The sequence below is a fragment of the Turicibacter sanguinis genome (genome assembly GCF_013046825.1).
Taxonomy (GTDB): Bacteria; Bacillota_I; Bacilli_A; order MOL361; family Turicibacteraceae; genus Turicibacter; species Turicibacter sanguinis.
This window is the reverse complement of record NZ_CP053187.1, coordinates 1,504,209-1,523,687: the sequence shown is the minus strand read 5'-3', so window position 1 is coordinate 1,523,687 and position 19,479 is coordinate 1,504,209. Positions and strand designations below refer to the sequence as shown.

Genomic DNA, 19,479 nt, shown 5'->3' with positions numbered 1-19,479 from the left:
ACATTTCAATACGAATAAAAAGTGCAAAGGAAATTTCCCTTTACACTTTTTATTATTATTCAGCTTTTAATACATAAACACGTGATGCATAGTCTCCATTTTCACCATTATATTTTTCAAGAATTTCTCCACGTGTAATATCACTTGTTAGTAATCCTAAGTTCATTAACTCATCTCCGTAATGAGTTGTTTCATTAATAGATACATGATACTTAAAGTTTTCGTTTAATCCTTGTAATTTTACACGTAAATAACTGTTATTTACTGTTGTTAATGGACGATAGTATCCAACTAATGCTGTTTTTTGGTCGGGTGAAACCATCATCCAGGAAGTAATATCATTTTCAAATGGACTTAGTAAACGATAGAAAGTTCCATGCATCATGGTTTCACGGTGTTCTTTAAAGAATTCAATTTGCTCGGCGACCTGTTCTTTTTCTACATCTGTTAATTTATTTAGGTCTAGTTCATATCCAAATGTTCCGAAATAAGCAACATTTGCACGTGTACTAAGTGGAACCTGTCTAAATGTTTGATGATTCGGAATGGCAGAAACGTGAGACCCCATACTACAAATTGGGTAAACCATTGAAGTTCCGTATTGAATTTTTAATCGCTCTATGGCATCTGTATCATCACTTGTCCATGTTTGTGGTGCATAGAATAACATTCCTGGATCAAAACGTGCCCCACCACTTGCACAAGATTCAAATAAGATTTCTGGATACTTTGAAGTTAAGCGGTTATATAAATCATAAACACCTAAAATATATTTATGCATAACTTTTCCTTGATCTTCTGCTTTTGCAGTAGCAGAGAAACATTCTGTAATGTTACGATTCATATCCCACTTAATATAAGAAATTGGTGTTTTTTCTAATACTTTATCCATTAAATCAAAGATATAATCAACAACTTCAGAACGTGAGAAGTCTAATACATATTGATTACGACCATGACATGATCCGCGATTCGGTGTTGCTAAAATCCAATCTGGATGAGCACGATATAAATCTGAATCTTTATTCACCATTTCTGGTTCAAACCATAATCCAAATTTGATCCCTAAGTCCACAACTTTTTGTGCTAATCCTTCAATCCCATTTGGAAGCTTTTCATGATTCTTCACATACCAATCACCAAGCCCGCGGTGATCATCTTCACGATTACCAAACCATCCATCATCTAAAACAAATAATTCTACCCCTAAATCTTTTGCTGTTTTGGCAATGTTTAGAATTTTATCCTCATTAAAATCAAAGTAAGTTGCTTCCCAGTTATTAATTAAAACAGGACGAACACGATCACGCCAATAGCCACGAGCTAAACGAGTACGATATAACTCATGATAAGTTTGACTCATTCCATTTAATCCATCTTGGCTATAAACCATAACTACTTCTGGTGTTTGGAATACTTCACCTTGATTTAATACCCAGTTAAAACGATTTGGATGTAATCCCATTGTGATACGAGTCACACCATATGTGTCAACCTCAGCTTGCGCTAAGAAATTTCCACTATAAACAAAGCTAAATCCATAAACTTCTCCAGAAAATTCATCAGCATTTGGACGTTTTAATGCAAGGAATGGGTTATATTGATGGCTACTTGTTCCACGCATGCTGTAAATTGCTTGAATTCCATGCTCTAAACGACGTGATTTAACATGACGTTCACGTGACCATGATCCTGTTAATTCAATCATCTCATAATTTGAATCTGGTAAATCCACACAAGCACTCATGGCATTTGTTAACGTAATTTTTTCTTCCCCTAAATGATTGAATCGTGCATTACGTGTAATGACTGGGCGTGTTTCATAAATGGTATAGGTTAAAACTAACTCCGTATTAATTACTTCATCTTTTAACGTAATTTCTAGTGTTTTTGCCTCATCTTCATCTTCTACATAAGTGGCAGGTAAACAATCTATTAACGCCGGTTTACCACGATAGATTTTGTGTGATACATACTCAAAATTAGTCACATGACTTCCGTTTTCCTGCATAATTTCATAAGCTGGATACTTAAAATCTCCTGTTCCATAAGTTGGGTACTCTAATTTAAAATGTTCCAATGTAAAAAATGGATTTCCTTCATAAACACAAGCTGCCATTGCACGTTTACTCGTTTCTAATAAATGTGCAAAGGAGTCATTATGACGGATTCTTTTTCCATAATATAATTGTCCTAATTGGTTATTCTGTAAAATTGTTATAATATAACTTACATGATCATTATATAAATGAAATTCTTTTGTTACTTCATTAAATAAAATTGCCATTTTACTCTCTCCCTTTTAACACGTTTGGCGTTTCAAATATGGCTTCATTATAAAACAGAATACGCTTACTTTAAATGTCATCATGTTAGTTATATATGGCTAAATGTATTATATGAAGTAAAATTTATTAAAAATAAAAAAAAGCGCGATCATTAAGAGGGGAGATCACGCTTTTTTTTATTTTAGTATTCAAACAAAAAGTTTTGAAGTACTGATAATGGGGGATAAATTACATTTGAAAAAGTCTTGGCAAGGACTAATCTTAGTATTTCAATTTGTTGTCTTGAATAAGACTTTTTTATTATTTCATATAAATCGAATAAAGACAAACAATTTACTCTAACCAATAATTGTATTTATACTGTATGCACTCTGTATCGACTCGATGTTTTTTTTACCTATCTTTTCACTATAAAAGAACTACCTTTTTTAAGATAGTTCTTACCTTTTTACTGAGCTAAATAATTTACCTCACGATTTAAATGTTGTAGTGAAATTTCATCCGAATCGTATCCCAACATGGCTTTAAACAATTCATCATTATCCTCTAAAACCCAATTGCCATCTACTTTTGTTAGATTTAGTTCTAATTCACGAGTAACATACTGCTTTTTTATATCAGGATTATCGATTAAGTTAACTAAGACACTAATCTCAAAATCATCTATTTTAGAACCAACTGATGTTAATTCTTCATCGATGACAGGTTTAATCGTTTGTTCTACTAATCCCGCTTCATAATCTTCTAACATCATATCTAAATTTACATTACTAATTTGTACTTTTACCGTTGCTTGATCATCCGTAACATTACTTTCTAACACCTTATAGTGCATCGTTGGTAGTACTTTATTTAAAAAGACTGTTTCGACACTAGAAGTTGTTGATAGACGAATGGCGATATCTTCATTATCATATTGAAGAGACTTATAGTGATCAAGTAACTCTACGACACTTTTTTGAGGTAAATATCTTTGGTAACTAGCTGTAAATAATACAAATAAAAACACTGGAATAATGATTGCTGCCACGGTCCTAACTTTATTTTCCACTGGGCCACCTCCTAACAATATTATTATAATTACCATTATCTTCTTAGATATTCCAATTTTAAAAACTAAAGTAAAATGACTTGCTGAGTCAATCTTGACTCATCTGCTGCAAAAGCCATTCTATGACTTTCTAGTGAAACTAATGCCGATGTTTTAGCTTCATGTTTTTTCCCATTTAAGTAATCCTCAACAGCGTCAACAAAATCTTGTAACAATCTTGAATCTCCACCACCATGTCCCTTGTGTCCTGAAATATCATCTTTCGGCTCAATAACCTCAACTTGCTTCGTTAAAAAATCATAAACTTCAATTTGATTAAATCCCATGTGCCCTCGAATTTCTCCTTTAGAACCCATGATTTTAATTGTTCTCGTTACCTCATGCGTAAAGGCGCTTAAATTAAATGTTGCACTAACTCCATTTTCAAATTCTAAAATTGTCACCTGATGATCCATCACATCATTATCACAACAATAAACGCAACGTCCGTAAGGTCCATGTGCTAAAGCTTCTTTGACCCCTTCTTCTGTTTGATTTTCAGTAATCACAGATGTTGGCCATTTTCCAATATTTTGTGGATATAATTTTAAAGCTGAATAAGGACAATCTGATTCAATTAGGCAATCAATACAACGTGATGATGCCTTTAGTGGCATACACTCCTTCTTAAAATGCTGAAGGTTTCCAAACGATGCAATCTTTATACATTTTGCCCCCACCAAGAAATTTAAAATATCGAAATCGTGACAGCTCTTCGCTAAAATAATAGGGCTCGTTTCCACTGAATTACGCCAATTCCCACGCACAAAACTATGCGCCATATGATAATAACCAATATTCTCATTATGCTGAATCGATGCAATCTTTCCGATTGCCCCTTCATCAATTAAACGTTTAATCGTGCTAAAAAACGGTGTATATCGTAAAACATGACAAACCATAAACACTTGGTTTGGATAATTTATAGCTAAATTCTCAAGCTTATCCACCTCCTCGAGTGTATTAGTCATCGGTTTTTCGAGTAGGATATGGTATCCTTTTTCGAGCGCTAATTTAGCAGGTTCATAATGCATGTCATCATTCGTACAAATAAGCACCGCGTCACAAAATTTATCAATCGCTAGTAACTGCTCCCAAGACTCGAAGAGAAACTCATCTCTTAGATGATGATGATTCTTCATATACTCTCGTCGCTCCCTAATCGGTTCTGCTACCCCGACTACTTCAACCCCTTCCATTCCTTTTAAAACATAATCTGCATACGTATCTTTTCCTCTTTGACCCGCACCAATCACTGCAACCTTAATCATAACTCTCTCCCTCTTTTTTTAAAAATATCATCTATATTCTTTATCATTCTATCGAAACATTTTTCACATTTTTAAAAATCAACCTTCATAAATAAACCTTATTTTTAGTAACGCCTACCATAGTCCTGATAAAAGTTTTCCAACTATGAAAAACTTATCACTACTTATATATATTCACGTGCCTATCATTACAGACTATCTCGTACTGTATAAAACATAAAATAGTTTCTATCTTTTAATATAGAGGAAATAAAACTTTTCTAATTATGAAAAGCTTATCTAAAATCCTACATTTATGTCTTTAAATTTAATTTCATAAAAAATTTGTCAACATATGAGGAATATGTTATAATTCTGCCTAAGAATCGATGAAATATATTCTGTATATGGGTACCTGGAATATATCGAGATATTGGTACAACCGGCTTTTTAAAATGAGCCGGTTTTTTTTCGGCCATTTTGAGAAAACAAAAAAACTCAGGTTATTTAACCTGAGTCAACTTCTTTTTATTTATCTTCTCTAATCATATAACGATTTTCGTCTTGGTCATAGAAGGTAAACATTTTTCCATAAGGCATGATTTTTAAATCATCAACCTTAATTCCTTTTTCCTTCATTTCTTCATAGGTAACCTGAATATCTTGTGTGCTTAAAATAATTGATGGATGTTCAACATTTGTTTGTGGATTTTGAGATTTCATTAGTGCTTTTTCATAAATAACAAATGATGTTAGGCTATCTGTTTGGGGTTTTACTTCTACCCATTTAAAACCAGGTCCCATTGGTTTAATATCACAATCAAATCCCATTTTTTCAGTCCAAAAGGCCATCGCTTCATCTTGATTTTGAACATAAATCGTTACTTTACTAATATAGTTAATCATGTGTATCCCTCCTTTGGTCTAACCTATTCTATCATATCCCCACTACTTTGCCCAAATATATGGCCTTTTTTTCTAAGTATATCTAGTCATTCCGAAAAATTCAAATTAACTGATAAGTGATCTCTCCCTATGACTGTTGATTCAAAAACATTTCTTGCATTTGAAGCATATTCCTCAGGTGTTAATAATGCTGCCCCAAAATGTGTTAACAGTAGCGACTTAACATTCCCCTTTTTAGCTAATGTCGCCGCCTCTTTGAAGGTCATATGTTTATTTTTAATCGCTTTTTCGATTTCTTCATCAAATGCATAAGTTCCCTCACAAATAAATAAATCACTACCTTCGATAAAAGGAATAATCTCTAAAATCGGACGAGTGTCTGTCACTAAACTAACTTTAATCCCCTTGCGAACTTCACCAAGAACAAGATGCGGATAATATTCTCTCTCCTCATAAAATATGGGCTCATCTGATTTTTGTAATTGATTCCAAATATCCTTTGGAACCTTATTAGATAGAGCTTTTTCTAAATCAAATTTTGGACGTCGTTTAACATATAGTTGATATCCTATACAGGGTGAGGAATGATCAAGCTCTAACGTTTTAATGACTATCTCTCCTTTATACAGCTCAATTTCCTGTTGTGGATTCTCAATCACGTTTATTTCATACGGCAAATACTTTGCGATGACGCGAGCTGCTGATACAGCTTCGCTAATCCCCTCTGGTCCTAAAATTAAAAGAGGGTTAACTCGTCCACTATTTCCAATCGTTCCAAGTAACCCTGGTAACCCAATAATATGATCACCATGAATATGCGTAATACAAATCATATCAATACTTTTAAATCCACTATTGATTTCTCTCATAGATACCTGGGTTCCTTCTCCACAATCAATTAAAATTTTATTCCCTCTATAAGTGATGAGCGTTGCCGATAAATATCGCCCTGGCAAAGGCATCCCACCCCCAGTTCCTAATAGTGTAACATCTAACATAACCTTTTCACTCCTTTTAATGTTTATATATATGTAGCTAAACTTATATATTTAAAATGATAAAATCAATCTATTTGTATACAAAAAAACTGCTTTAACTTAGTTCCCACCTAAGCTAAAGCAGTTTTTCCTCTAATACAGTTCATTGTAACAAATGAATTGTTACTCTCATAAAAATTCAAATGACAAATTAGAAGACATTACCCTATTTATTCTATAATTTTTATTTTTTAGCTCTCTCCTTCTAAAAAATAAAAATTTTCATTACTTCTGTATTGCTCCCATTGCAAAACAGAAGTTAATTAATTCCCCAATGTACATTACCCTTTGTACATCATTATCATACTATAAACGAGTGATATATATACAGAAAAAAAATATCACATCTAACTTGTGATATTTTCAGAAAACTAAAAAATTATATAAAGGTGAGTACTCTTCTTCACTTAATGAAGTACGAGTTGATACCTGTTTAAGAAATGTCTTTTTTATTTGATTAACAGTATCTTCAGGAAGAGCTTCTGTTTCAACCAGCTCTTTTAACTCTTGTTGTAGTAACACTACTTTGTCCATTTGTTTAGTACGCCAATATAAATCTAATTGTTTATCAAACCACATTTTTTTAGAATTAGTACTCCAAGAGGATAAGATAGTGGACTTAATTTGTGTATAGTATGATTGAGCTTCCTCATATTCCTCCATCTCAAAATATACTGCACCAATTAATAAAAGAGTTAAGGCTTTTTCTAAATCACTTTCACGATACGAAAAAGCTTTTTTTAATATTTCTAATGCTTTTGAATACTCGTGGTTTGCTATGTAATTCCACCCTAAAGAATGATAAATATGTTTTAAATACGGTTCATACTCTGGCTCATCAAGTAAAGCTAATAAATAATCTCGGGATTCTAATATCAGACCATTATTTCGTAAAATTTCTACTTTAATAAGGATTGCCTTGACATAATGCTTAGAAGGATAAATATTAGCTTTAGAAGTTAATTGGTTAATCATTTCTAATGCTAACTGATGCTGTCCCATTTGATAATAAGTAAGGATTAACAATACATCAATCTCTTTAATTTGTTCTTCAGTTTTTGCGTATCCAATGGCTATTGAAAGTTTTGAAATAGACTCTACATATCGTCCTAACTTTCTCAACATAATTCCAAATTGTTGATATAAATGATAGGGATTAATATCTTCTTTAATGGCTCGATCAATGGCTATTTGAAAATGTTTAACGGCTTCTTGACCATCATTCCTCATGAAATAATACTGCCCTAATAATTTATCCAACTGAATCATATAGCTTGTTAAATTATACTGCTTAGCCACACTCATCAATTCATCATATTGGTCAACAATCGTATCTATTGTTAAACGTTGTTCAAAAAATTCACGTGCTTGCTCCTCTGGGGTTTTTAAAAATTCATCCAATGTATATAATGACCGCATTTCACCTTCTGTTAATGTAACTAAGGCATCATATATATCAATTAACGTTTTTTCTGGAGGTTGCCGCTTATTTGTTTCAATCATACTTAAATAATGTTGAGTAATCCCAAAATGTTGAAAAGTCCCCTGTTTTAAATGAAATTGTTGTCGAACTTGACGTATTTTTTCTCCAACTGTATAAAACAACTACTTCACTCCTAAACTAGTTTTTTCATTATTTTTTATTTTTTCTACCTATAAAGATACCATATCTACTCAAAACAATACATTAAATTTCCTATTTTGCTAAATATAATGTCAAAATTGAGATAAAACAGGAAAATTTTTTTTAATAATCAGAGAATCTATCGTATTTAATCGCAAAAGATAAACTTTATCATACAATGTATTATAAAGAATTTTTATTATATTTATTCCTATGGAGGTGTGAGTACAGATGACATCCTCTAGCTATGATCAAGCCATTAATAATTTAATTGCATCCATCGCTTTAGAAGAAACATCTTTATCTCAAATCATTCAATCACAGGCCACCAAATTAGATACAATTATTAATAATCAGGGGATAACAGCAAATGATTTGCAAGATGTTGAAGCCTGTTTAACATCCATGCATCAAGCTATTTCTAAACTTGAAACAATTCTTGAAGCTAAAATTGAATTTTTTGATTCCGAATATTCTCAATAAAAAACTATCTCAAGAATTCTTGAGATAGTTTTTTATTAATTGCTATTTATCCAAATTTTTTCTTTAAGTTTTGCAACTGAATGGATTAATGCTTCTTTTGTTTTAACTTCAAGTAAAATCATTGGGTTATTACCTTTTACTAAATTGAATACTTCATCTAAATCAATCTCTCCACTAAACAATGGTAAATGATCATGAGTTCCTTTAGCATCATGCATATGAATGTGTTTCACCCGATCGATATGTTTTAAAATAAATTCATGATCACAATCCTTATGACAATAATCATGCCCAACATCCCACGTTAAACAAAATCGATCGCTTTGAAGTAATATTTCAACGGCTTCTCGAATATGAGGACGATCAAAAATCCCCGTATTTTCAATTGCAATCATTACACCTGTTCCACCTAAAAATAAATTAATTGCTTCTTTACATGATTTAATATTCTCTAAATAATCTTGTTTATAAGTTTCATATAATTCTACCGTTTGTTCAGGCATTGTGAAATGAATTCCTGGATTCATATGTAAATTTAAAATTTTAATTCCCAACCGATCCGCAATTCCAATCGATTCTTCAATAATCTTCAAATAGGCCTCTCTCTCTCTTCGATTGAAATGGCCTAAATCCAACTCTTCTGGTAAATGAATGGTAAATTCAACCCCATATTGCATTTTTAATCGATTAAGATATCGAACATTAATCCGATCAGGTTGACAGATTGGTAAATTTGCATTTAATTCTATAAAATTTAATCCTATTTTCTCACAAAATTGAATATTTTCTTCAATGTCTTTTAATTCTAATAACTGTGGCATTCCATATTTGATTCCTCTCATTAAACTCCCCCCCTTTCGATTAATCAATAAGGAATTTTATCCTCTTGCTTATCCCACATCTTAAAAATATCTAATGCATTTTCTCTTAATAGCGGCTTTAATTTTAAAATATTGGTGTTTTGTTTTCCTTTTAAATAATCATAAATGAACTCATCTGCAAATCCTATTTTATTTGCATCTTCAACCGTACAGCCATAATAGACCGTTTCAATTCCAGCCCATAATATAGCAGATAAACACATTGGACAAGGCTCAGAAGAGGTAAACAATAAACAATCGTTTAATTTAAATGTATTTAGTGTTCGTGAAGCTAATCGAATTGCATTTATTTCAGCATGACAAGTTGGATCATTTTCTTTTACGACAGTATTATGAGCTTTCGCAATCACTTGATTATCTTTCACAATCACTGCACCAAATGGTCCCCCATGTTTACACTTCACGCCATTTTCTGCTTCTTCAATTGCCATTTTCATATATTTTTCCATCTTCATCACCTTTTTATAAATGAAATTAAGACTCCACTATAATATATATCCACTTTATTATAAAAATAGACTAATTGTTTCAAAAAAAACATAAAAAAAACTGTGAATAGAAACTATCCACAGTTTTTTAGCTTATTGTTAAAATTATAATTTAACGATGTTAGCTGCTTGAGGTCCACGGTTTCCTTCAACGATTTCGAATGAAACTTTTTGACCTTCTTCTAAAGTTTTGAATCCTTCTCCAGTGATTGCTGAGAAGTGAGCGAATACATCGTTCCCTCCATCAACAGTGATGAATCCGAATCCTTTTTCTGCGTTAAACCATTTAACTGTACCTGTAGTCATGAGAACTACCTCCTAATAATAACAATTCGCTTAAAGCCATATTTAAAAATTTTCATTCAATTAAAGCAGCGTAACACCACAAAAACTTGTTCAAATTTATAAAAAAGGACTATTAAGTTGTCTTCATTATATCACGCTCAAATAAATTAGGCAAACGAAATCTATTTTTTATGTATATTTTTTTATTTTTTTGTTCGACATATATTCAAAAAAACGACATTTTATGATAAAATGTGATTTTTTCCCCTTTTATTCTGATTTTTCCCAAAAGAGGAATCACTTAAAATTAAGTGATTCCTCTTTTTTTATTAGCCTAAAGATTCTTGAGACATTTGACGTAACTGGTTAAAGAATTTCTTTAATAACCAAATGGAAACTAATAATGTAATTAAATCACTTGCTGGTTGCGCAAAGAAAATGCCCTTAACACCTATTAACATCGGTAATCCTATAATAAAAGGTACTAAAGCTAGCACTTGACGAATTAAGGTCAATAAAATTGAAGGTCTGGCATGCCCAATCGCTTGGAAAAAAGTAATACACAACATAACAAATCCTACAATAGGGATGAAACTAAAATTAATTCGTAAAGCAGTGACTCCTAACTCCATCAAGTCTTGATTATTTGCACCACCAAATAAATACACTAATTGACTAGGGAAAAGTTGAACTAAAGCCCAAATCACTGTTGTTATGGCAGTAGAAATGAAACATCCAACTTTCATCATCTCCATCACTCGCTCATAGTTTTTAGAACCATAACAATAACCTAAAATAGGTTGTAATCCTTGACTTAATCCACTAGCCGGCATAATAACAAAGGTCATAATACTTGAAATAATAGCATACACAGAAATCGCAAGATCTCCACCGTATTTTCCTAAGTAAACATTATAGATTAAACTAATAAATCCAAACGCAATTTGAGCAATAAACAATGAGACACCTAATTTTGAAATTTTTTGAATAATAGATAGTTGAATTTTGAAATAATCTTTCTTTATTTTTATAACAGTATGACCACCAAACACAATGTAAAATCCGATTAACGCAGAAACAACTTGTCCTAAAACAGTCGCAAGTGCCGCCCCTTCTACACCCCATCCGAGTCCTATAATAAACCAAGCATCAAGCACAATATTTACAATGGCTCCACTAGCTGAAATAATCAATGCAAGATTTACTTTTCCTGACACACGTGTAAAATCATTAAAAACAAAGGTTAATCCTTGAAATACACTTCCTACTAGCATTATAAAATAGTATTGTTTAGCAACCGGTAAAACAACCTCACTTGCTCCTAAAACCTTTAAAAAGGAATCGCCTACTATCCATAAAACAAGTGTTACTACTAACTCTAATCCAATAATGTATAAAAACGAGTTTGCAAATGCTCGATTTGAATTCTCTATATCTTTTTCACCTAGGTTTAAAGCAAATAAAGTTCCACCTCCAGCACTGACTAAAAGAGCAAATCCCATTACAATAAAAGTAATAGGGAAACAAATAGATAATGCCGCTAACCCAATATCCCCTACATAATTTCCAACAAACATTCGATCTACAATGTTGTAGATTGCACTAATTAATAAAGCAATAATAGCAGGAGTTGAATATTTCATAATCAATGGAAATGCCCTACTCTCTTCCATCGGATTGTTCATTACTAAAACTTTTTTACTCATTTCTACTCTCCCTTTTCATAGCCTTCTGAAATTTTCTTCATCTCAATTGATAATTTTTGGATGGTTTCAACCGCAAGTTCACAATTTTCATATCCAATTCCTTCAATTACAGCTAACAATCTAGTATGATAATTTTTAACACAACGATTTAAGGTCTCTTCTCCATGTTTTGTTAACTCAATCAAAACAACTCGTCGATCAATTGATGAGTGTTTTTTTTGTACCATGTTTAGTTGTTCTAGTTCATTTAAAAGTTTTGTAATATTCGGTGATGTAATTTTTAATCCTTTACTAATATCCGTTACTTTAACTTCTCCTTTCACTTGATGTACCTTTGAGACCATTTGCAAAACTTGAAGATGACTTTTACGAATTTTAGCAGGTAAAATTGGTAAGTAATCAATTGTCTTTTTAGCTTCAAATAACATATCAATAACATCACTAATTAACTTCTCTTGTTTCTCTTCCAATTCTGTCCCTCACTTTCGAATATATATATGTATGTAACATATATATATTATATAACTTTATTTTGAAATTTCTATAATTAAATAGACTATCTTCATTTAGGAGATTTTGTTGGATTTTAAGAGCGATAAATATATGTTATACTATCCACGAGGTGGTAATAATGGATTATAATGAGTTATTAAATATAACAACTCGACTGGGACAGATGCTTCTTGAAAATGGAGCTGAAATATACAGGGTTGAAGAATCAATTCAACGAATGGCCTTGGCTTATGGTGTGAAAGAAGTAGATGTCTACGCAGTTCCAACCACTATAATCGTAACCATTAATACAGTAGGAAACTGCAACATAACAAAAACAAGACGAATTCATCAACGTTCAACGAACTTAGATAAAGTTGAACGCTTAAATAATCTTGCAAGATATACCTGTCAAACGACACCTGATTTAAAAGAAGTTAAAGAGGAATTAGAACAAATTCAAGCAAGACCAAAGTTTGGATTCAAGATGCAACTTTTTGCTTATGCTCTAACGTCTTCAACTTTTACTTTATTCTTTGGTGGAACAGTTTACGATGCATTATGCGCGCTTTTGATTGGCCCTATTATTAAAATTATTTCAGAATTAATGGATCGATTCCGAACGAATCCTTTTTTTATTACAATTATTTGTAGTATGGTTGCAGCCTTTTTAGCCGTCGTATCTTACGAACTTAACTTTGCACAAAATATTGATAAAATGATTATTGGTTTAGTCATGAACCTCGTACCTGGGGTTGCCTTAACCAACTCAGTACGCGATGTTATTGCTGGAGACTTTATTGCCGGTCAAACAAAAATGACGGAAGCTATTCTAACCGCAACTTCAATCGCTATCGGAACCGGAATTGCCTTATCAATGTCTAATATTTTTTAGGAGGTATCCTATGTCTATTATTCTCCCTTGTCTTTATTCCTTTTTAGCCTGCATTGGATTTTGTATTATTTTCAACATTCGCGGAAAAATGATTTTTTATGCCTCTATCGGCGGAGCCCTTGCCTGGCTTACCTTCGAATTAGCAGCCGTCTATCAAAATGACTTAATTCAATACTTCGCGGCAACTGTTGTCCTTTCTCTTTATTCAGAAATTATGGCACGTGTTCACAAAGTACCTGTTACCATCTTTTTAATTGCAGCCTTAATCCCACTTGTCCCCGGAAGTGGAATTTACTACACCATGGAACATTTCATACAAGGAAATACACAAGAATTTTTATCAACCTTTATTCATACCTTTGCTATTGCAGGATCTTTAGCATTCGGAATCCTCCTGGTTTCATCACTCGTTTATCTGTGGAAAAAAATCGAAAATAATCATAAATTAAAATTAAATAAAAAATGATGCCGCATGGCATCATTTTTTATTTGGTTGACTTAATATAACCTTTTTCAACAAAGTCAGTGACAACTTCATGAATAAAATCAATAAACTCTTGTGGGCCTTTATCTAATGTAATCTGATTACGTTTATAAACTTGCTCATCTGTAATTTGGTGCACCTTCCAGGTCCCACCTTCATGAAGATAATTCATAATAAAAGGATGTAAACGATCAAGCATGGCAGCATACTGTGCTTCCTCTGTTTCACAAGCCTCAAATTCATCCCATAAACGACGTAACTCTTGACCTTGGTCTGATTCTAAAATTCCAAAAATTTTATCTGCAGATAACTGTTCTCTTTCTTCCTTATCCTCATACCCAGTTTCATCAAATGCAAATGTATCTCCTGCATAGATTTCAACTAAATCGTGAATTAGAACCATCTTAATTACCTTCAAAATATCTGTGTGAGGCATATATTCGTGAAATAATAAGGCCATCATTGCAAGTGACCATGAATGCTCAGCATCATTTTCACGACGGCTTCCATCTGCAATGGATGTCATACGTAAAATATTTTTAACTTTATCAATTTCAATTAAAAAATCTAACTGCTTCTTAAAGCGATTTGACGTCATAAAAAATATCCTCCTTCTCAATACTTTTAAAAAGTATAACATAAATTGGTCCTCTCTTACAGAACCGCGGCCTTTTTGTAAGATATAAAAATGACATTCTTATATTCTAATTAATATAATGCAACTATAATTAAGGTTTATCCTAGAGAAGTAATAATGAAAAACACTTTTTAACTTTTAATATAATTGTATTCTTCCTTCTTGACCTATTTATTATGTTAATTAAAGTTTCACCTATTGCTAGAGACAGATATACTATGCATAAAGAAGCTATACTGGCTCAAATTCTTGAAGATAAAATCACAGAAGTAAAAAATGATAAACACTATATATAAGTTCAGATATGTCGTTCACACTAGTATAAAAAAACTATATCAAAAGAGATAGTTCTACAGGCGAACTATCTCTTTTTTGTTTGAAAGATATTAGAAGTTTAATTTATATACGTTTAATGAAGATATTTTATAGTTCCTCTCCATTCGTTGCGATGACTTTTTTGTACCACTCAAAGCTTTTTTTCTTAGAACGTTCTAGTGTTCCGTTACCTTCATTATCACGGTCAACATAAATAAATCCATAACGTTTTTTCATCTCACCTGTTCCGTTACTAATAAGATCAATACATCCCCAAGGTGTATATCCAATTAATTCAACACCATCAATTTCAACTGCTTTTTTCATTTCAATGATATGTTGTTTTAAGTATTCAATACGATAATCGTCGTTAATTGAACCATCTTCTTCAATCACATCATGTGCTCCAAATCCATTTTCAACAATGAATAATGGAATTTGGTAACGATCATGTAATAACTTTAGGGTTAAGCGTAGCCCTACTGGATCAATTTGCCATCCCCAGTCACTGGCTTTTAAATATGGATTCTTAACTGATGCGATTCCATTTCCACTTACCGTTTCTCCTGCTTCTGATGAGGCAACAAATGACATGTAATAGCTAAATCCAATATAATCCATTGTTCCTTCTTTAATAACCTCTAAATCGCCATCTTCCATGACAACATTAATTCCCTCGCGTTCATAGCCAAGTAAGGCTGATTTTGGATAATAACCTCGAACGACAACATCTGTAAACATTAATGTCTCATCCATGAATGCTTCACGTTCAATCGAATCTAATGGATTACATGTATTCGGATATGTATATCCCATGATAACCATACATCCCATTTTCATTTCTGGATTGATTTCACGTGCCATTTTTACCGTTTTAGCACTCGCGACAAATTGATGATGCGCTGCTTGAGCAAAGACTTGCTTTTTATCCTCTCCATCTTGGATTTGAATTCCTGCTGTGACCCAAGGCATATGAGGAATTCCGTTCATTTCATTGAAAGTCATCCAATACTTTACTTTATCTTTATAACGTTTCAAAACAGCCTCTGCATAACGTGTATAGAAATCAACTAATTGACGGTTACGCCATGAACCATATTCTTTTACTAAATGATATGGCATTTCATAATGAGATAATGTAATAACAGGCTCAATTCCATATTTTAATAATTCATCAAATAAATCATCATAAAATTGTAATCCCGCTTCATTTGGCTCTAACTCATCACCCTGTGGAAAAATTCGTGTCCACGCAATAGACGTACGGAAACATTTGAATCCCATTTCAGCAAATAACTTAATATCCTCTTTATAACGGTGATAGAAATCAATCCCGACATGGTTTGGATAGTATACTCCATCTAAAACTCCATCTGTAACTTCACGAAATTTATCTATAGCTCCTGCCGTATAAACATCTGCGATGCTAACTCCTTTTCCATCTTCATTCCAAGCTCCCTCTAATTGATTCGCCGCAACTGCACCTCCCCATAAGAACTCTTTTTGAAATACACCTGATAACATAAAAACTCATCCTTTCTACCTATAATATAGTTAATAACTCCTCACCTTTTAAAATTAAGCCTTCTTTCATTGGAATAATATCACTATAAGTAGGTGTATTAGTGATGATTACCGGTGTTACCACTTCGTATCCAGCAACCTTAATCGCTTCGATATCAAATTCCACTAATAAATCACCTGCTTTGATTTTATCGCCATTTTGGATATACGCTTTATAATGTTCTCCATTTAATTGAACTGTGTCGATTCCAACATGAATTAATACTTCTACACCCTCATCAGATGTTAATCCAATCGCATGTTTCGTGTGAAATAGAGCAGTTACAGTTCCGTTAAATGGTGCAACAACTTGACCAACAGTTGGTTCAATTGCGATTCCTTTTCCCATAATTTCTTGTGAGAATGTTGCATCCTTAACTTCTGATAAGGGAACAATTGTTCCTTCCATTGGACTCATCACTTTAACTTTTTTATTTAAAGGTACCACTTCTTTTTCCTCGTTTTTTGTTTCTTCTACTTCTACAGGCTCATCTTCAAATCCAATGATCCATGTCGCAATAAATGAAACAACCAATGCGATAACTAATGTAATCACAGCATGTAAAATATTTTTAGAGAATTCTCCCTCTCCAATAAACATCGCAAGTGATGCTAATCCGGGTGTCGCCATCGCGAATGCTTTCAAAACAACAACTCCAGCATAAATAGCAGCAACTGTCGCTCCAATTGTTGCTCCCATCATTGGTTTTTTGAATCGCAAGTTAACACCAAATAATGCTGGCTCTGTTACACCAAATACCGCTGTAATCCCTGCTGATGTTGCTAACTGTTTAATTTCTGGATTTTTCGATTTAACTCCTACAGCCAAAGCAGCTCCACCTTGTGCGATATTTGAACATAAACTTGCCGGGAATGTGATTGGATCATATCCATATTTAGAAAAAGCAGACATTGTTAATGGTGTAAATCCGTGGTGCATACCTGTCATAATAATCCAAGGACATAAGGCAGCCATAACCGGTAAAGCTAACCAGCCTAAATTTTCTGACATCCATAAGAACACATAGGCTAATCCATTTCCAATCATCATTCCTAGAGGTCCGATAACCATTAACGTAATTGGTGCAACAATTAAGATTGTTAATAATGGTTTTACGAAGAAACTAACCACTTTAGGTGTTACTTTTTCAGCAAACTTCTCAACATAAGACATTAACCATACAGCTAAAATAATTGGAATAACAGATGTTCCATACCCTACTAACTGAACTGGTAGTCCAATGAATGAGAATGATTCTCCCGCTCCGACAATTGCTGTAAAAGTTGGATGTAATAAGACTCCCGCAATCGTAATTGCTAAGAAGGCATTTGTATTAAATTTCTTAGCTGATGTGACTGCTAACATCATCGGTAAAAAATAAAAAGCAGCGTCTGCAATAAATTCTAAGGCAATATAAGTTTGACTTGTGGGAGATACAACATTTAGAGCTGTTAGTAAAACTAACAAAGCTTTCATCATCCCTGCTCCTGTAATAGCTGGTAAAATCGGATTAAAAATACCCGAAATTGTATCTAAAACTTTTCCTTTTTCTTTCTTTGAAGATCCAGCTCCCATTCCAGCAAAGTTTCCTAGTTTCAATAATTCACGGTGTGCTCTTGCAACATCTTGACCGATAATCACTTGGAATTGTCCACCTTTGTTAGACACTCCCATTACACCTTTTACTTTTTTTACTTTTGCTTCGTCTACAACTGAATCGTCTTTTAAATTAAATCGTAAACGTGTTGCACAATGAGTGACGTCCTTCACATTTTGCTTTCCACCCATTAAATCTAATAATTCTTTTGCAAGTTTTGCATAATCCATAATTTTTTTCCTCCATTGTTTTGAAATTTAACATGAAGGTCTTGCCTGCTTTACCAGTAACAATCCAATATATATCTAAAGGCTTTTGCCTAGATATCATAACTATAATTCTTTTGATAAAAATGCATATAACGCTCCAATTAAATTCGCATCATTTCTAAATTCACAAGGTACTACTTTAACAGATGGCTTATAGAATCCGAAATTTTCTTGCATTGCATCAAGATGTTTTTGAATCAATTCAATCAATAACGGTTGAGCACTAATTCCTCCACCAATTGCAACTAATTCAGGATCAATCACACACTGAATATCAATGATTTGCATGGCAACCCATTTTGTAAATTCATCTAAGATTGTTAATACTTGTTCGTCACCTGAATTCGCTAATTCGAAAATGAACAATCCATTTACTTCTTCAACTGGTAAGCCTTTAATATTAGCGACTTTTTCTGCTAAGGCAGGAGCCCCATTTTTAAATCCCCATACATGATTCTTCACATCAATTTGATTACAATTCATACGCATAAAGCTAAATTCTCCAGCAAATGAATGACGTCCTTTATGAACTTTACCATCAATGATGACACCACCACCAACACCAGTCCCTAACACAATTACTACCGCATCTTTGCATCCTTTTAAACTTCCAAAACCAAGTTCTGCTGATGCCGCACATTTGGCATCATTCTCAATAGTAATCACTGTATTACAACGTTTTTTCAATACATCAATAATATTTTGGCCACTGTTGTATTCTAACCATCCACCACTATAAGCATAACCGGTTGCTGAATCTAAAACTCCCGGCATACTAATTGCGATACCTTCAATATCCGATTGAAATGCATCATAAATCTGTCCAATTGTTTCAACTAAGCTTTCAATGCAATCAAGCGGCGTTTTAACACTACCTTTATCTAGAAATTCTGCTACTTCGTTCATCAAAGCATATTTAATTGAACTTCCACCTATATCAAGTACTAAATAATTTTTCATTTAGATTCCTCCCCTTTTGATAACAAAAAAGACCTAAAATAAGCATAAGGAGTCCAATGGATAGTCTCGTTCCCTATTGCTCAATTTAGGTCTTGCCTGCCTCACCAGTCACAATCCTGATTATTATTTAACATAAATAACAAAAAGACCTAAGAAGGATATACTAATAGCTATATTTATAGCATATTTGTCCCAAACTTAGGTCTTGCCTGCCTTACCAGTCACAAT

Annotated in this window: 18 protein-coding genes and 1 riboswitch; of the genes, 3 read left to right on the top strand and 15 right to left on the bottom strand. The window is 32.9% G+C overall.

Going from position 1 to position 19,479, the window contains the following annotated elements:
* Positions 1-55 precede the first annotated feature (55 nt).
* The 6 genes from HLK68_RS07405 to HLK68_RS07380 form a co-directional block, all read right to left on the bottom strand.
* A complete protein-coding gene (locus HLK68_RS07405) occupies positions 56-2,287 on the bottom strand; it encodes an alpha-galactosidase (RefSeq protein ID WP_006783635.1) in 2,232 nt (743 codons plus the stop codon).
* A 449-nt stretch (positions 2,288-2,736) separates the two neighbouring features.
* Positions 2,737-3,339: a hypothetical protein gene (locus HLK68_RS07400; RefSeq protein WP_006783636.1), complete on the bottom strand. Its 603-nt coding sequence runs from the start codon at positions 3,337-3,339 to the stop codon at positions 2,737-2,739.
* A 65-nt stretch (positions 3,340-3,404) separates the two neighbouring features.
* Positions 3,405-4,649, bottom strand: a complete 1,245-nt coding sequence (locus HLK68_RS07395) for a Gfo/Idh/MocA family oxidoreductase (protein WP_006783637.1) — start codon at positions 4,647-4,649, stop codon at positions 3,405-3,407.
* Between the two features lie 352 nt (positions 4,650-5,001).
* Positions 5,002-5,085: riboswitch (cyclic di-GMP riboswitch) on the top strand.
* Positions 5,086-5,156: 71 nt separating this feature from the next.
* Positions 5,157-5,534 (bottom strand): VOC family protein, encoded by a 378-nt coding sequence (locus tag HLK68_RS07390; RefSeq protein ID WP_006783638.1) that lies wholly within the window; start codon positions 5,532-5,534, stop codon positions 5,157-5,159.
* 86 nt (positions 5,535-5,620) lie between these two features.
* Positions 5,621-6,532 carry a ribonuclease Z gene (locus tag HLK68_RS07385; protein ID WP_006783639.1) on the bottom strand — a complete coding sequence of 304 codons (912 nt, stop codon included), beginning with the start codon at positions 6,530-6,532 and terminating at the stop codon, positions 5,621-5,623.
* A gap of 402 nt (positions 6,533-6,934) precedes the next feature.
* The gene (locus HLK68_RS07380; protein ID WP_006783640.1) at positions 6,935-8,176 is read right to left on the bottom strand and encodes a helix-turn-helix domain-containing protein; all 1,242 of its coding nucleotides are present in this window, start codon (positions 8,174-8,176) and stop codon (positions 6,935-6,937) included.
* A gap of 250 nt (positions 8,177-8,426) precedes the next feature.
* On the opposite strand from HLK68_RS07380, the gene HLK68_RS07375 reads away from it, so the two are divergent.
* Positions 8,427-8,678 (top strand): hypothetical protein, encoded by a 252-nt coding sequence (locus HLK68_RS07375; protein WP_009607157.1) that lies wholly within the window; start codon positions 8,427-8,429, stop codon positions 8,676-8,678.
* A 35-nt stretch (positions 8,679-8,713) separates the two neighbouring features.
* Here HLK68_RS07375 and HLK68_RS07370 read toward each other — a convergent pair whose 3' ends face one another.
* From HLK68_RS07370 to HLK68_RS07350, 5 genes are all read right to left on the bottom strand, one after another.
* Entirely contained in the window at positions 8,714-9,520 is an 807-nt protein-coding gene (locus HLK68_RS07370; protein WP_006784855.1) for a sugar phosphate isomerase/epimerase family protein, read from the bottom strand.
* 23 nt (positions 9,521-9,543) lie between these two features.
* Complete coding sequence (locus tag HLK68_RS07365) at positions 9,544-10,008, bottom strand: nucleoside deaminase (RefSeq protein ID WP_009606302.1); 465 nt, start codon at positions 10,006-10,008, stop codon at positions 9,544-9,546.
* 144 nt (positions 10,009-10,152) lie between these two features.
* Complete coding sequence (locus HLK68_RS07360; RefSeq protein WP_006784853.1) at positions 10,153-10,353, bottom strand: cold-shock protein; 201 nt, start codon at positions 10,351-10,353, stop codon at positions 10,153-10,155.
* 308 nt (positions 10,354-10,661) lie between these two features.
* A complete protein-coding gene (locus tag HLK68_RS07355; protein WP_055164550.1) occupies positions 10,662-12,038 on the bottom strand; it encodes an MATE family efflux transporter in 1,377 nt (458 codons plus the stop codon).
* A gap of 2 nt (positions 12,039-12,040) precedes the next feature.
* Positions 12,041-12,508 carry a MarR family winged helix-turn-helix transcriptional regulator gene (locus tag HLK68_RS07350; protein WP_006784851.1) on the bottom strand — a complete coding sequence of 156 codons (468 nt, stop codon included), beginning with the start codon at positions 12,506-12,508 and terminating at the stop codon, positions 12,041-12,043.
* A gap of 161 nt (positions 12,509-12,669) precedes the next feature.
* Between HLK68_RS07350 and HLK68_RS07345 the strand changes: the two genes are divergently transcribed.
* The gene (locus HLK68_RS07345) at positions 12,670-13,425 is read left to right on the top strand and encodes a threonine/serine exporter family protein (protein WP_006784850.1); all 756 of its coding nucleotides are present in this window, start codon (positions 12,670-12,672) and stop codon (positions 13,423-13,425) included.
* Between the two features lie 10 nt (positions 13,426-13,435).
* Positions 13,436-13,891, top strand: coding sequence for a threonine/serine exporter family protein (locus tag HLK68_RS07340; RefSeq protein WP_006784849.1), 456 nt, complete (start codon positions 13,436-13,438; stop codon positions 13,889-13,891).
* Between the two features lie 19 nt (positions 13,892-13,910).
* Here the strand turns inward: HLK68_RS07340 and HLK68_RS07335 are convergent, their stop codons facing one another.
* From HLK68_RS07335 to HLK68_RS07320, 4 genes are all read right to left on the bottom strand, one after another.
* On the bottom strand, positions 13,911-14,507 hold the full coding sequence (locus HLK68_RS07335; RefSeq protein ID WP_006784848.1) for an HD domain-containing protein: 597 nt from the start codon (positions 14,505-14,507) through the stop codon (positions 13,911-13,913).
* A 462-nt stretch (positions 14,508-14,969) separates the two neighbouring features.
* Positions 14,970-16,385, bottom strand: coding sequence for a 6-phospho-beta-glucosidase (locus HLK68_RS07330; protein ID WP_006784847.1), 1,416 nt, complete (start codon positions 16,383-16,385; stop codon positions 14,970-14,972).
* Between the two features lie 19 nt (positions 16,386-16,404).
* Positions 16,405-18,252, bottom strand: a complete 1,848-nt coding sequence (locus HLK68_RS07325; protein WP_070099652.1) for a beta-glucoside-specific PTS transporter subunit IIABC — start codon at positions 18,250-18,252, stop codon at positions 16,405-16,407.
* A gap of 102 nt (positions 18,253-18,354) precedes the next feature.
* Positions 18,355-19,251: an ROK family protein gene (locus tag HLK68_RS07320; protein WP_006784844.1), complete on the bottom strand. Its 897-nt coding sequence runs from the start codon at positions 19,249-19,251 to the stop codon at positions 18,355-18,357.
* Between the last annotated feature and the right edge of the window lie 228 nt (positions 19,252-19,479).